11 protein-coding genes are annotated in these 14,138 nt (G+C 39.6%); all 11 read left to right on the forward strand.

Going from position 1 to position 14,138, the window contains the following annotated elements; translation table 11 throughout:
- The first annotated feature begins 223 nt into the window (after nucleotides 1-223).
- The 11 genes from glmS (at nucleotide 224) to G592_RS0112875 (ending at nucleotide 14,121) form a co-directional block, all read left to right on the forward strand.
- Nucleotides 224-2,038, forward strand: coding sequence for a glutamine--fructose-6-phosphate transaminase (isomerizing) (gene glmS, locus G592_RS0112820; RefSeq protein WP_028248165.1), 1,815 nt, complete (start codon nucleotides 224-226; stop codon nucleotides 2,036-2,038).
- Between the two features lie 155 nt (nucleotides 2,039-2,193).
- Nucleotides 2,194-4,770 (forward strand): PEP/pyruvate-binding domain-containing protein, encoded by a 2,577-nt coding sequence (locus G592_RS0112825; protein ID WP_028248166.1) that lies wholly within the window; start codon nucleotides 2,194-2,196, stop codon nucleotides 4,768-4,770.
- 202 nt (nucleotides 4,771-4,972) lie between these two features.
- Entirely contained in the window at nucleotides 4,973-5,749 is a 777-nt protein-coding gene (locus G592_RS0112830) for a transporter substrate-binding domain-containing protein (RefSeq protein WP_330365457.1), read from the forward strand.
- 5 nt (nucleotides 5,750-5,754) lie between these two features.
- Nucleotides 5,755-6,483: an amino acid ABC transporter permease gene (locus G592_RS0112835; protein WP_028248168.1), complete on the forward strand. Its 729-nt coding sequence runs from the start codon at nucleotides 5,755-5,757 to the stop codon at nucleotides 6,481-6,483.
- Nucleotides 6,473-7,216 carry an amino acid ABC transporter ATP-binding protein gene (locus tag G592_RS0112840; protein ID WP_028248169.1) on the forward strand — a complete coding sequence of 248 codons (744 nt, stop codon included), beginning with the start codon at nucleotides 6,473-6,475 and terminating at the stop codon, nucleotides 7,214-7,216. Before G592_RS0112835 ends, G592_RS0112840 begins: the two co-directional genes overlap by 11 nt.
- Before the next feature lie 57 nt (nucleotides 7,217-7,273).
- A complete protein-coding gene (locus G592_RS0112845; protein ID WP_028248170.1) occupies nucleotides 7,274-8,911 on the forward strand; it encodes a M20/M25/M40 family metallo-hydrolase in 1,638 nt (545 codons plus the stop codon).
- Nucleotides 8,901-9,737, forward strand: a complete 837-nt coding sequence (locus G592_RS0112850; RefSeq protein ID WP_028248171.1) for a dimethylarginine dimethylaminohydrolase family protein — start codon at nucleotides 8,901-8,903, stop codon at nucleotides 9,735-9,737. The genes G592_RS0112845 and G592_RS0112850 overlap by 11 nt, the downstream gene beginning before the upstream one ends.
- A gap of 25 nt (nucleotides 9,738-9,762) precedes the next feature.
- Entirely contained in the window at nucleotides 9,763-10,833 is a 1,071-nt protein-coding gene (gene hisC / locus G592_RS0112855) for a histidinol-phosphate transaminase (RefSeq protein WP_028248172.1), read from the forward strand.
- The gene (locus G592_RS0112860) at nucleotides 10,830-11,807 is read left to right on the forward strand and encodes a C-terminal binding protein (RefSeq protein ID WP_028248173.1); all 978 of its coding nucleotides are present in this window, start codon (nucleotides 10,830-10,832) and stop codon (nucleotides 11,805-11,807) included. The genes hisC and G592_RS0112860 overlap by 4 nt, the downstream gene beginning before the upstream one ends.
- A gap of 1 nt (nucleotide 11,808) precedes the next feature.
- On the forward strand, nucleotides 11,809-12,729 hold the full coding sequence (locus G592_RS0112865) for an AEC family transporter (RefSeq protein ID WP_028248174.1): 921 nt from the start codon (nucleotides 11,809-11,811) through the stop codon (nucleotides 12,727-12,729).
- A 285-nt stretch (nucleotides 12,730-13,014) separates the two neighbouring features.
- Nucleotides 13,015-14,121: an MFS transporter gene (locus tag G592_RS0112875; RefSeq protein ID WP_155942210.1), complete on the forward strand. Its 1,107-nt coding sequence runs from the start codon at nucleotides 13,015-13,017 to the stop codon at nucleotides 14,119-14,121.
- Nucleotides 14,122-14,138: the final 17 nt, after the last annotated feature.

A 14,138-nucleotide genomic window follows, 5' to 3' on the forward strand; every position in this document is an offset into this window, starting at 1 on the left:
CTTGAAATCACGTATTTATTCCTCGTTTTAGCGCCATGCACCAGTTAATACTGGTTAACGAGGAGGAGGGATTTTCGAAAATTCGGCGGGTGCCCTCCCGTGCAGCCTAGCGCGTACGCATTGGCAAATATGCAGGTAACTGCAAAACAAAAACAGTGCGATAGGTATTAACAATAAATTTAACAGCGTAGCTGTCATTCATAGAAAGGATGAGGAATAAATCATGTGTGGAATTATTGGATTCATTGGAAATGATGCTTTAGCGAATATTTTAAACGGGTTAGAGTTATTAGAGTACAGAGGGTACGACAGTGCTGGACTTGCGGTGCGACGAAATAGCGAGGGTCAGTCTGTGATTTATAAATGCCAGGGCAGAGTCAGTGATTTGAGAGAGATTGCTCCATCAAACGCTGATTTTAGCTGCGGCATTGGTCATACCAGATGGGCGACACACGGTGGTGTCAGCGATAAAAATGCCCATCCTCATAAATCAGGAAAAGTTACTCTTGTTCACAACGGTATTATCGAAAACTATGCCCTATTAAAAGAGGAGTTCGAACTGGAAGATAAGCTTGTTTCTGAGACAGATACTGAGGTGGTCGCTGCTCTGATTGATAAATTTTATAAAGGCAATCCAAAGGAAGCAATCAAACGTACTATCAAAAAGCTAAAGGGTACCTTTGCATTTGTAATTATGTTTGATGATATTCCTGATACCATTTTTGCAGTCAGAAATGTCAGCCCTATTGTTGTAGCAAAGACCGACGAGCAGACAATTCTTGCATCTGATCCGGCGGCTCTTTATGCCTATGCAAAGGAGTACTATGTCTTAGGAGAAGACTTAATTCTCACAATGACACCTTCAGGATATACTGTCGAAGATTTTGATGAGAATCCAGTGGAAGTACAGTTGACCAAGGTCGATTGGGAGGTTTCTGCTGTTGATAAAATGGGATTCCCTTATTACATGGCAAAAGAAATTTTCGAACAGCCTTCCTGCATTCGCAGAATTCTTTCCAATTACTTACTCAATAATGAAATAGAGTTAGGATTTAATGGTGAGCTGGATAAAGCTCTACAGTCCTTCAACAGAATTTGTATAGTGGCCTGTGGAACAGCTTTGCATGCTGGCATGATGGGGGCACAGCTCTTTAAGAAATGGTGTGGTATCCCTGTGGAAATCGAGATGGCATCAGAATTTATCTATTCAGACACTGTTCTTGACAGTGATACTTTGTTTATCGCTGTTTCCCAGTCAGGAGAGACAATAGACACCCTTGAAGCCATGAACAAGGCTAAGGAAAGCGGAGCACTTTGCATTGCCATTCTTAATGTTCGTGGTTCTTCCATTTCAAGAGTGGCAGATTATACACTCTATACAGATGCAGGTCCAGAGATTGCTGTTGCCAGTACAAAGGCATATACAACTCAGCTTCTTATCTTCTATTTGGTCGCATTAAAAACTGCTACTGTCAGAGGTAAGATGAGTGAGGAAGATGTTGCTTCAGCTATTGATAACTTACGAAAAGTGCCAGAGGCAATTCAGACAGTCCTTGGACAGAAGGACTTTATTCACAGGCTTGCAAAGGAAGTAATTACTGCATCAGACTTGTTTATGATAGGCAGGGGACTTGATTATTATGTTCTCATGGAAGGTGCTCTTAAGCTTAAGGAGATTTCATATATTCACTCGGAAGCCTATGCATCCGGTGAACTTAAACACGGACCAATTGCACTTATTTCAGAGGGAACTCCGGTTATTGCAGCAGTTACACAGACTCACTTGATACCTAAATCTCTTTCAAATGTTAAGGAGATAAGAGCTCGTGGGGCAAATGTCGTGCTGCTTGCAAAGAACGAACTAAAAGGAGAGTTTTCTGAGGAATATCATGTTATCGGATTGCCAGATCTGGAAGATGAGTATATGGCGTTCCCAGAAATCGTAGCCCTGCAGATTTACTGCTATTTTGTTTCTGCTGATAAGGGGCTTGATGTTGATAAGCCAAGAAATTTGGCAAAAGTTGTTACAGTTGAATAATGTTTATGGAATAGATACGGGATTTTCAGGACCGGACTACAACGAGGGTTGAATATCAGCCCAAATAGATGTAAAGTTAAATTAAAACAAAGGCGTTTGCTACAGGTAGCATGCGCCCTTTTTTTATATAGGACTTGGATTGGGGGGAGGTTTTTATGGCAGCGTTTGATAGAGTGTGTTCTGGAATTCCACAGATGGATGAGCAGTTTGATAACATTCGACTGGGGGATAATGTGGTTTGGCGTGTGGATAAGCTGGAGGATTTCAAGCTGTTTGCAGGGCCGTATGTGCAGCAAGCCATAAAGGATGGAAGAAATCTGATTTATATCAGGTTTGCAAGCCATGAACCGCTGTTTGAACCACAGGAAGGTTTGAAGATTGTAAATGTGGAGCTGTCCCACAGATTTGAAACCTTCACAGTGGACATCCATGAAATAATTGAGAAGGAGGGCTTTGACGCCTTCTATGTATTCGACTGCCTTTCTGAGTTGCAGACTGCGTGGGCCACAGACCTTATGATGGGCAATTTCTTCCAGGTGACCTGCCCATATCTTTTCCAACTGGATACAGTGGCGTTCTTTCCGCTGATTCGAGGAAAACATTCTTTTAAAGCAATCGCAAAAATTCGTGATACAACCCAGTTGTTTTTGGATGTATATTCAGATGTTAATAATGTCTTTGTGCGTCCGGATAAGGTGTGGAACAGATACTCAGAGACTATGTTTTTGCCTCATGTATATGAGCCATCTACCGGTGCATTCAAGCCAATGCTGGATGGAGTTAGGGCCAGTCATTTTTATCAGCTATTGGAAAAGGAGGCCACCAGCTCAGATAGAGATAACAAGGATAGCTGGGACAGATTTTTTGATTTGACTGCAGCCATGCATGAAAATGGTATGGATGTGACTGAGCAGTGCAGCAGGATGTGCAATATCATGATGACCAGAGATGAGCGGATGCGTTTCATGATAAAGGAGAACTTCAAACCAGAGGATTATCTTCATGTGAAAAGCAGAATGATAGGTACTGGCATGATTGGCGGTAAGGCATGCGGAATGCTTTTGGCAAGAAAGATAATAGAGAATAACAGACCTGATATGTTTGAAAAGTTCGAACCACATGATTCCTTCTATGTGGGCTCTGATGTGTTCTATACATTTATAGTGGAAAATCATTTTTGGGATATTAGGGTGCGTCAGAGAAAGCCAGAAGAATACTTCAGTCTGGCTGATGAATTTGCTCAGAGATTGTTAGATGGAAAATTCTCCCGAGATATGGAAGAGGAGCTGGTAAAGCTTTTGGAGTACTATGGTCAGGATCCAATTATCGTAAGGTCCAGCTCTATTCTGGAGGATGGTTTTGGAAATGCATTTGCTGGAAAATACGAATCGGTTTTCTGCCCAAATGCCGGTGATATGGATCAGAGATTAAATGAGCTGGAGGATGCTATCAGAACTGTTTATGCCAGCACAATGAGTAAGTCTGCATTGGATTACAGAAATAGACGTGGTCTTCAGGCCCGTGATGAGCAGATGGCACTTTTGATTCAGAGAGTTTCAGGCTCCTATTACGGAGAATTTTATATGCCTTGTGCAGCAGGTGTTGGCTATTCCTACAGTCCATACAGATTTATGGAAAGCCTTGATCCTGAGGCAGGTATGCTGCGTCTTGTAATGGGACTTGGAACATCGGCAGTAGATAGAACGGAAGGCTCCTATCCAAGACTTGTAAGTTTGGATAATCCAAAGGCTACCACTGCAAGAGACTGTGGGGAGAAGCATAAATATTCACAGAAGAAGCTGGAACTGATAAACAGAGGTGAAGGAAAATTGCAGCAGGTGGAGCTGGATGTGATTAAGCCGTTTATGCCGTATTATCTTCAGCGCCTATTGTTGGAGCATGACTTTGATGTGGAGCGATTATTCAGGGAACAGGGACACAACCGTGATATCCAGTTTATTTCCTGTCAGGGTATTGTGGAAAAACAGGAAATTATGGCTCAGATGAAAGATATATTGGGGACAATTCAGAGGGAATACGACTACCCTGTGGATACTGAGTTTACCATTAATTTTTCCGAGGATGGAGACTATGTAATAAACATTCTGCAGTGCAGACCACTACAGGTTTTCGAGGATTCGGGAGACTTTGAAATGCCTGATGAGATTGGAGCTGAAAAGGTACTGTTCGAATGCGAGAAGTCGGCCATGGGACTGTCCCGTTCGGAGAAGCTTGATATGATTGTCTATGTGGATCCTGTAAATTATTACAACATGGACTACAAGGACAAATATACCATCGCAAATGCTATTGGAACTATAAACTGGAAGATGAGGGATTCTGGCAAGAAGCTGCTTCTTATGGTGCCGGGCCGCATTGGTACCACTTCACCAGAGCTTGGCGTGCCTACATCCTTTGCTGATATTAGTGAATTTGAGGCCATATGTGAGATTGCAAATTCTGAGGCAGGATACAATCCGGAGCTTTCTTATGGCAGCCATTTCTTTCAGGATTTAGTGGAATCAGGAATTCTTTATAATGCCATTTTTGAAAATGACAAGACAAAGATTTTCAATGTTGAGCTGTTGAAAGATTGTAAAAATATTCTTGAGGAGTTTGATTCCAAATATGAAAATTTGAAAGATATAATTCGTATATACGATGTGAGCGATATGGGATTTATGTTATGCAATGACATGAAAAAAGAGAGAATAATTTGCTATAAAAATTAACGCTAAATTCCACTTTTAACACAGTATAAATATACACAAAAGTGTTATAAACATTCTTGTTGACAAACAAAATAAAGGATAGATATAATTTTGCACATAAATAAAACGTCGATGTGCAAAGGGGCATATGTCAAATGACATGTGCCCCTTTTTTGTATTCAAAAACGCATTTACGTTAATAAACGAAAAGGAAGGTAATGGTATGATGGATCGAAAAAAATTAGTAGCATTGATAATGACACTGGTAGTTGCTATGGCAGTGATGACAGGCTGTGGGTCTGCAGCTAGTGTGACAAAGGCTGGAGACTATGAAGGTGAGTTGATAATGGCAACAAATGCTACATTCCCTCCATATGAATTCGTTGAAAATGGAGAGTACGAAGGAATTGACGTTGAGATAGCTGAAAAGATCGCAGAAGAATTGAACTTTGAACTTGTTATTGAGGATGTGGAGTTTGGTTCTATTATCGCAGGTGTAGAAAGTGGTAAATACAGCATGGGAATGGCTGGTATGACAGTTACAGATGAGAGAAAAAAGAGTGTAAAATTCTCAGATACATATGCGGTGGCTGTTCAGTCAGTTATAGTTCCAGCAGGTTCTGATATCAAATCCATTGATGATATTTCAGCTGACATAAAGATTGGTGTTCAGCAGGATACAACGGGTGATATTTATGCTACAGACGATTATGGCGATGATGCAATTGTTCGTTACAAAGCAGGCCCAGATGCAGTTCAGGCTTTGGCATCAGGTAAAGTTGATTGCGTAATCATTGATAACGAGCCAGCAAAAGCATATGTAAAGGCAAATGATGGACTTGAATTACTTGATTCAGCATACGCCGAAGAAGAATATGCAATCTGTGTTTCAAAGAATGATGATGAGCTTCTTGAAAAGATTAATGATGCATTAGCTAAGCTTAAGGCTGATGGAACAATCGATTCAATTGTAAGCAAATATATTTCTGCTGAGGACTAAAGATGATGTGGCTCAGTAAATTTATTTCAGATTTCAAATTTGTTTTTCTTGAGAGCGAACGCTATAAGCTAATCATTGAAGGATTGTTAGTAACCCTTGAAATTACATTGTTCGCAGTGCTAATCGGTATTGCTCTTGGAACAGTGGTGGCTTCAATTCGTTCGACCTATGATAAGAACATTGAAAGTCTGAAGAAAAGAAAAAATTTAGGTTACTACATATTATGTGTTTGTAATGTAATCTGCAAAATCTACCTGACAGTAATTCGAGGAACACCTACCGTGGTGCAGCTGTTGATTGCTTACTTTATTGTATTTGCCACATCAAATAACGATGTTCAGATAGCAGTATTTGCTTTTGGAATTAACTCAGGTGCCTATGTGGCAGAAATCATCCGTGCAGGAATTATGGCTGTGCCGGAGGGGCAGTTTGAAGCAGGACGTTCATTAGGATTTAATTACGTGCAGACAATGTTCCACATAATCATCCCACAGATGGTAAAGAATGTTTTACCAGCTCTTTGTAACGAGTTTATCGTGTTGATTAAGGAAACATCAATTGCAGGTTATATTGGAATTACGGATTTAACAAAGGCTGGAGATTTAATTCGAGGACGTACATTTTCAGCGTTCCTTCCACTTTTCGGAGTGGCAGCTATCTACCTTCTTTTAGTACTTGTATTGACATATCTTGTTGGAAAACTGGAAAGGAGGTTACGCGCTAATGAAAGATAACAAAATCATTCGAGTGGAAAACCTGAAGAAATATTATAAGGGTGGAACGATCAAGGCCCTGGATAATATTTCAATAAATGTAGATGAGGGTGAGGTTGTTGTAATTATCGGGCCTTCTGGTTCGGGAAAATCCACGTTACTTCGTTCGTTGAATCTACTGGAGATTCCAACAGAGGGAAATATTTTTGTAGATGATGTTTTAATTACAGATCCTAAGACGGATATTAATAAGCATCGACAAAAAATGGGAATGGTATTCCAACACTTCAATCTGTTTCCTAACATGAACATTTTGAAAAATCTCACTATCGCACCAACCAGACTTTTAGGAAAGTCAAAGGATGAAGCTACAGAATATGCAATGGAGCTTTTGGAAAGAGTTGGCTTGGCAGATAGGGCTGCAGCGTATCCTAGTCAGCTTTCAGGTGGTCAAAAACAGCGTATTGCAATTGTAAGAGCACTTTGCATGAATCCTAAGATTATGTTGTTTGATGAACCGACATCAGCTTTGGATCCAGAGATGGTAGGAGAAGTTTTAGATGTAATGAAAGAACTGGCATCCCAGGGAATGAGTATGGTGGTTGTTACCCATGAGATGGGCTTTGCAAGGGAAGTAGCAGACAAGGTAGTCTTCATGGATGCAGGCCAGCTAATTGAGCAGGGAACACCGGAGCAGATTTTCGAGCATCCACAGTCAGAAAGACTTAAAACATTTTTAGACAAAGTAATATAGGAGAAAGCAAAGGCGCTTTACATTGTAAGAGATGTAGTGCCTTTTTATTTTGGGAAAATGTTGAAAATAAATGAAGAAATGTTGCAGCTGACAAAAGATATGGTGGCTGTAAGCAGTGTAAATACTACAAAGGGAGAAAAGGATATAGGGCTCTTCATTGAAGATTATTTAAGAGCGATACCATATTTTAAAGAACATCCCAATCAGGTTATTGTGCAGACACTTAAGAACGATAAGTTGGAACGAAGAAATGTGTTTGCACTGTTGCTTGGCCAGAAGGATAAAAATAGTAAAACCATAATTTTCCATGGCCACACCGATACGGTGGGAGTGGAAGATTATGGGGCTCTTGCCGGCTATGCCTTTGATTGTGATGGCTTGGCAGAACAGTTAAAGGAAATTGAATTGCCAGAGGAAGTAAAAAAGGATTTAGAGTCTGGTGAGTATCTTTTTGGTCGCGGTGCCTGTGATATGAAGAGCGGAGATGCAGTATTCATGATTTTGCTTAAGGAGCTTTCAGAGCACGTCAGTGATTTATCGGGAAATATTCTTTTGTCTTTGAATCCTGTTGAAGAAAATCTTCATACTGGAATTATTGAGGGAATAGAAGTAATTGAAAAGCTAAAGAAAGAATATGACTTAGATTATGTACTTGCCATAAATAATGACTACACCTGTCCTATGTATCCTGGAGATAAGCATCATTATATATACACAGGAGTGGGCGGAAAGCTTCTTCCCTGTTTTTATATTCAGGGTCGAGAGACTCATGTGGGACAGTGCTTCGAGGGCTATGATCCTACTACAGTGATGGCAGAGTTAATAAAGGAAATGAATTTAAATCCTGAGTATTCGGACGTCTATGAAGGTGAATATGCATTGCCACCTACTTTATTAAAAAGTAAGGACTTGAAGGGCTGGTATAACGTGCAGACAGCCAAGGAAGCTTTGGTATATTTTAATTATTTTGTTTTGAATTCAGATGTTCGTGACATTACTAAAAAGCTTGTGTCTGCAGGGGATAAGGCTGTTAGACGAGCATCGGCAGATTTGAATATTAAGTACAAGGCCTTTTGTGAAAAGTCTGGAAAAGATTTTCAGCAGATAAAAAACAACTGGTCGGTTATGTCATATGAAGATTTATATCAGATGGTAAAGAATCATGATGAATACATAGATAAAATTCTTGCTGAGGAGACTGTAAAGCTACAGGAGGCTGGAGTGGATAAAAGGGAGATTCCTGTATCGTATATACGAATTTTGCTTGCAAGGGCAAATATTTATCATCCAGTTGTAGTGCTTTACTATGCAACTCCTTATTGTCCACATAATACCTTAGAGAAAAATGATGAGGCTGTAGAGAAGCTGGAAAAGATTCTCAAGGTAGTGGAGGAAGAAAATAACATTGAATATAGAATGGACGGATTCTTCCCTAGCCTGTCCGACAGCAGTTATTTATCCTTGGATGATTCCATGGAATCTATAGAGACACTTAAGCATAACTTTCCACAGATGCAGCAGTTGTATCCACTTCCATTGGAACAGATTAAAAAGCTGAATATTAAGGCAGTCAATTTTGGAGTTTACGGAAAAGATGCTCATAAAAGCACAGAAAGATTACAGATACCATACAGCTTTGGAGTGTTGCCTGAGCTGATTATGAAAACTACGGAGGTATTTTTAAATGTTTGTTAAGAATGGAACGGGGGAATTAAAAAAGGTTTTGGTTTCAAGGCCAGAATATTTAAAGCCAGCTCCAATAAATGAGATAGCAAAGAAGTGGAAGGATACCACTATGGATGTGGATGTGATGCTTCGTGAACATCAGGAGTTTGTAAAAAGCTATGAGGATGCTGGTGTCGAAGTAGAGTTTTTAGATGCGGATGATGAGCGTCCAAACTCAGTTTTTGCAAGAGATTTTGGTGGCTGTGTGAAGGAAGGCTATATACTTGGAAACTTTAAGCTAGATATGCGCTATAAGGAGCATGTTGATTATGAAAAGCGCATGGCGGAGCTTGGAATTCCTAAAATTGGAGAAGTGAAGGAAGGTCTCTTTGAGGGGGGCGACTTCATGTTTATGAATGAAAAATGGGTGGCAGTTGGCATGGCTGAAAGAAAAGATGAGGCTGGACTTGCGGAGTTGAAAGCAATTCTTGAGCCACTTGGATACGAGGTTACTGGAGTTCCTCTTAAGCGGGAATATTTACATTTGGACATGTGCTTCAATCTGGTGGATGACCATCTGGCTGTGGCATATGTGGATGGATTACCAGAGGAATTCAAGAAGCTCCTTGCAGAGAGAGGAATAGAGCTTATTCCCGTTCCAGAGGAGGCAATTTTCCTCCATGGATGTAATTTGCAGGCTCTTGGAAATCACTGCGTGCTATCGCTGAAACAAAATAAAAAGGTTAATGAGGAGCTTGTTAAGCGAGGCATGAAGGTAATCGAAATGGATATTACCGAAATCTTAAAAGCGGGCGGTGGACCACACTGTATGACATTTCCACTTGTACGCATATAAATAATTATGAAGGGACACTATTGTAATGAGCATTTTTTTAGTAGATGAATATAAAGAGATGGAGCCTTATGTTCCAGGTGAGCAGCCAAAGGATAAGCTGTATATCAAATTAAACGCCAATGAGACTTCTCTTCCACCTTCACCAAAGGTATTTGAGGCTATTTCAAAAAGTGAGATTTGGAACATGAGCTACTATGCTGATCCACATTGTCACGAATTTAGAAAGGCAGTGGCATCTGTTTATGGGGTGACAGAGGAAGAGGTTTTTGTTGGAAATGGGGCTGATGAGGTTCTTTCCTTTGTACTTATGAGTTTCTTCAGAAGAGGAATGAAGATTTATTTCCCAGATATTACCTATGGTTTTTATCGTACATATGCTAAAACATACGGACTTGATATGGAAGAGATTCCTGTAAAGGATGATTTTTCAATCAACATAAATGATTATATGGATTTGGAAGGGGATATTATTTTTGCAAACCCTAATAATCCTACAGGACGAGCAATTCCAATCGATGATATCGAAAAGCTTGTTAAAAAGAAGCCAGAGAGAATGGTAATTGTGGATGAGGCATATGCAGATTACTGGGGCGAGACATGCTTGCCACTTGCTACAAAATACCCAAATCTTGTTGTTGTCCGTACATTCTCTAAGTCAAGAAATATGGCGGGAACACATATTGGATTTGCTATTGCTTCAAAAGATATCATTGCAGATATGAATAGTATCAAGTTCTCATTTAACCCATTTAATCTCAATTCGGTGACAATGGCAGCTGGAATTGCAGCAGTAAAGGATACCTATTATTTGGATAAATGTATTAACCGAATTGTAACTAATCGAGAGCAGTTCAAATCAGATTTGGAGAACTTGGGATTCCATGTTATTCCATCAAAGGCAAACTTTGTATTTTGTTATCATGATGCTATTTCTTCATCGGAACTTTGTGAGAAGCTGAAAGAAGAAGGAATTCTCACTCGTCACTTTGCAGATGCAAAACTGGATAAATATTTAAGAATCACCATTGGAACAGAGCAGGAGATGGCAGTGGTGCTGATTGCCATCAAAGAGATACTTGCGGAGGTTAAGGTTTGAAGAAAATCGTAATTGCGGATTATGAAAGCGCATTGGAAGAGGATTATACCATCACAATTGAAAGTATTGAGGAGGCGCTTGGCGAGCCAGTAGACTCTATCGTATATGCGTATAAGGACAAGAATGATTTTATCAGCGCTATGCAGGATGCAGATGGTTTGGTAACTGGTTTTATTGAGGCTGATGAAGAGATACTGGCCGCATGTCCAAGCTTAAAATGTATTTCAGTTAGTGGTGTGGGATATTCAAATATCAATCTTGAGAGCGCTAAGCAGAACAATGTGGCAGTGTGCCATATTCAGGAATATTGTACGCAGGAGGTGGCAGAGCATGCCATCGCATTGATGTGCGCGCTGAATCGTAATCTGAAATTCTATGACAGACAGATTAATGATAAGAAGGAATGGAAATATTATTCCATAGATGGAAATCCTAATCTTAGCAGCCAGACACTGGCAATTTTTGGATTTGGAAGAATAGGCAGACGTGTGGCTACTATAGCTCTGGCTCTTGGAATGAAAGTCCTGGCGGTGGACCCATATGCTGCCAGCCAGTTTGATGTGGCAGGAGTGGAGTTTGTGGATAAGAAGGAAGCTTTTGCCAGAGCAGATATAATTACCAATCACATGAATCTTACCGAGGAAAACAGACACTTTTTTAATGAGGATGCTTTTGCTAAAATGAAGCGTAGACCGATATTCATCAACGTGGGCCGTGGCGGCAGTGTTGATGAACATGCACTTGTAAATGCTCTGAACAGAGGATTGATTAGAGGCGCAGGCATTGATGTTCTTGAAGAAGAGGATCCTGATTTAAGTAAATGTAGTCTGCTTCGCCGAAAAAATGTAATCATAACGCCTCATAGTGCATTCTACAGTCAGGAGTCTATCGAGAAACTTCAAAGAATTAGTGGGGCAAATCTTGGTTATTTCCTTGCTGGTAAAAACGAGGAGATAACTGAGTTAGTTAGGTAAGATGAGTGTTTTAGTATCAATTACATTAAAAATTTTTGTTTTAATGGCGGCAGGATTTTTTGCTGCACATTTTAAAATCATGGATGAGGCTGTGAAGAGAGGAATGTCAGAAATGCTGATATATATATTTCTTCCAGCCAATTTATTTGTGTCATCACAGGCGGATTTTTCAATCAGTCAGATGATAGGAATAGGATATACTATCGTATTTACGTTAGTGTACTACGCCATTGTCATCTCTATATGTTATTTTGGCAGTCGTCCATTCTTTAAGAAAAAGACAAAGAGCGGAATGTTTGCACTGCTTATAGCCTTTGCCAACACTGGATTCATAGGAATGTCTATTATCAGAGAGACAGTGGCAGGCTCAGGACTTCTATATGCAGCAGTATATAATTGCATTTTTGATGTAGTGTATTTTTCTATAGGCGTAATGCTTTTGCAGAGCGAAAAGGAAAAGATTTCCATCTATGCAATTATGAAGAATGTAATCATATGGATTGCTATCGCTGCAATTATTCTTTATGTGATTCCATATCGTTTCCCAGTGGTTTTAACAGAGACAGTAGATGTGTTAGGCGGATGTATGCTTCCAGTTTCAATGATGATTATTGGTGCGGAGCTTTACACCATCAAGCCTAATGAAGTCTTTACTGATAAGGTGGCCTACATCACTTCATTTTTCAGAATGATTATTGCGCCGGGTATCACTCTGGTGGTGCTTGCACTATTAAATGTAGAAAAGTCCCTTGCAATGACCATGGTACTTCTCACAGCCATGCCGTCAGGCTCGCTGAATGTAATCATTGGCCGTAAGTATGATGCAGATGTAAAATACGCAGCCACTACAATAATGCAAAACACTTTGATAATGCTTGTGACACTGCCAGCATTTATTTATCTGTGTGAGAGATTTTTATAAATACGCCACTAATGGTGTTGACTAGTGGATGAATAACAAGTAAACTTAAGTCAAATTTTCATTGGAAGGAGCACATGAATGACCTGGAAAACAACTAATATTCATCTCATGAAAGGTTCGATTTTAGCTGTTTACGGGGATAGTGCGCTCTTTTTTAGGCAATTCGGTGCAAAAGTAAAGCTGTGAAGCAGCGGTTTTGCGAATAGTGGGCTGAATTGACAGTAGAAAAAAAGATTGGACTATCTCCTTAATTTTGTTAAAACAAATGATTAAGGAGATTTTTTTATGGAATTTTATATGGACAAAAATAAAGCTAGAAATCAGATTAAGAAATTATATTTAATAGATAGCCTGGGCGGTCTCATGATAGGTGGTGCATCATGGGTGGCTCTTTTGGCAGCGAGAGGATTTAGTACTGTTGAGATAGGTTTTGCAGAAAGTATTTTCCATGTGGCAAGCATGATTTTTGAAGTCCCATCAGGGGCATTGGCAGATGTGTTCGGAAGAAAAAAGATAATGATACTAAGCAGTATTATGACCATTATTTCTTCTACATTTATGATATTATCAAGGTCTTTTGTTGGTATAGCGGTCACTATGATTTTTAGCGCACTCAGCTATAATCTAGCTTCTGGTACAAGGGAAGCCTTAGCCTACGACAGCCTAAAGGATGCTGGGATAGAGAACGAATACCAGAAATTTGCCTCAAACGATTTGATGATTTATCAGATTTTCAGCTCTACAGGAACCCTACTAATAGGTGTAGCACTAATGCTAGGTTATAAGAAGGCAAATTTGGTGGATATCATACTTGCTATTATTTGCGTAGGAATTGCCGGTACCTTTTTTGAAATCAAAACAAATTTAAATCAAAAGAAAAGTGTAATTGGTAGATTTAAAGAAGTTGCAGTGGAGAGCACCAGATTTATAAAGAACAATAGAAAAGCCAGATTTATAATCTTTTTCAATGCGCTTACAGGTGCTATATCCATCCTAATATTGTTCTTTTTGCAGGCGAAGCTTCCTGAATTTGGTCTACCTAAAATATGGCTTGGACCTGCCCTCTTCATCATGGGATTAGGAGCAGCACTTGGTGCAAAGGTGATTCAGTATTTCTCTAAGCTTAGATATATGATAATCGGAAGTGTGAGTATTTTGGGCGTACTTTTAGCTCTTGCATCTATATTTACAGGAAATGTATGGTTGATTATCGTCGGTGGGTTCATTGGTGCCTTTTTCGATAATTTCCTGGAAGTACGCACGGATGTGTTATTAAATGATATGGTGCCATCTGATCAAAGAGCTACATTGATGTCCATTAATTCATTTACATTTTCCGTGATTATGATTGTGCTTTCACCGATATTTGGATGGATTTTCTCAGCAATATAAGAGATATGAAAGATACT

The sequence above is a fragment of the Pseudobutyrivibrio ruminis CF1b genome, assembly GCF_000424005.1.
GTDB classification, from domain to species: Bacteria; Bacillota; Clostridia; order Lachnospirales; family Lachnospiraceae; genus Pseudobutyrivibrio; species Pseudobutyrivibrio ruminis_C.

Excerpts from the sequence above, each read along its gene's own strand:
- glmS (WP_028248165.1), top strand. The coding sequence starts at position 224 with ATGTGTGGAATTATTGGATTCATTGGAAATGATGCTTTAGCGAATATT.
- G592_RS0112825 (WP_028248166.1), top strand. The coding sequence starts at position 2,194 with ATGGCAGCGTTTGATAGAGTGTGTTCTGGAATTCCACAGATGGATGAG.
- G592_RS0112830 (WP_330365457.1), top strand. The coding sequence starts at position 4,973 with ATGATGGATCGAAAAAAATTAGTAGCATTGATAATGACACTGGTAGTT.
- G592_RS0112835 (WP_028248168.1), top strand. The coding sequence starts at position 5,755 with ATGTGGCTCAGTAAATTTATTTCAGATTTCAAATTTGTTTTTCTTGAG.
- G592_RS0112840 (WP_028248169.1), top strand. The coding sequence starts at position 6,473 with ATGAAAGATAACAAAATCATTCGAGTGGAAAACCTGAAGAAATATTAT.
- G592_RS0112845 (WP_028248170.1), top strand. The coding sequence starts at position 7,274 with ATGTTGAAAATAAATGAAGAAATGTTGCAGCTGACAAAAGATATGGTG.
- G592_RS0112850 (WP_028248171.1), top strand. The coding sequence starts at position 8,901 with ATGTTTGTTAAGAATGGAACGGGGGAATTAAAAAAGGTTTTGGTTTCA.
- hisC (WP_028248172.1), top strand. The coding sequence starts at position 9,763 with ATGAGCATTTTTTTAGTAGATGAATATAAAGAGATGGAGCCTTATGTT.
- G592_RS0112865 (WP_028248174.1), top strand. The coding sequence starts at position 11,809 with ATGAGTGTTTTAGTATCAATTACATTAAAAATTTTTGTTTTAATGGCG.
- G592_RS0112875 (WP_155942210.1), top strand. The coding sequence starts at position 13,015 with ATGGAATTTTATATGGACAAAAATAAAGCTAGAAATCAGATTAAGAAA.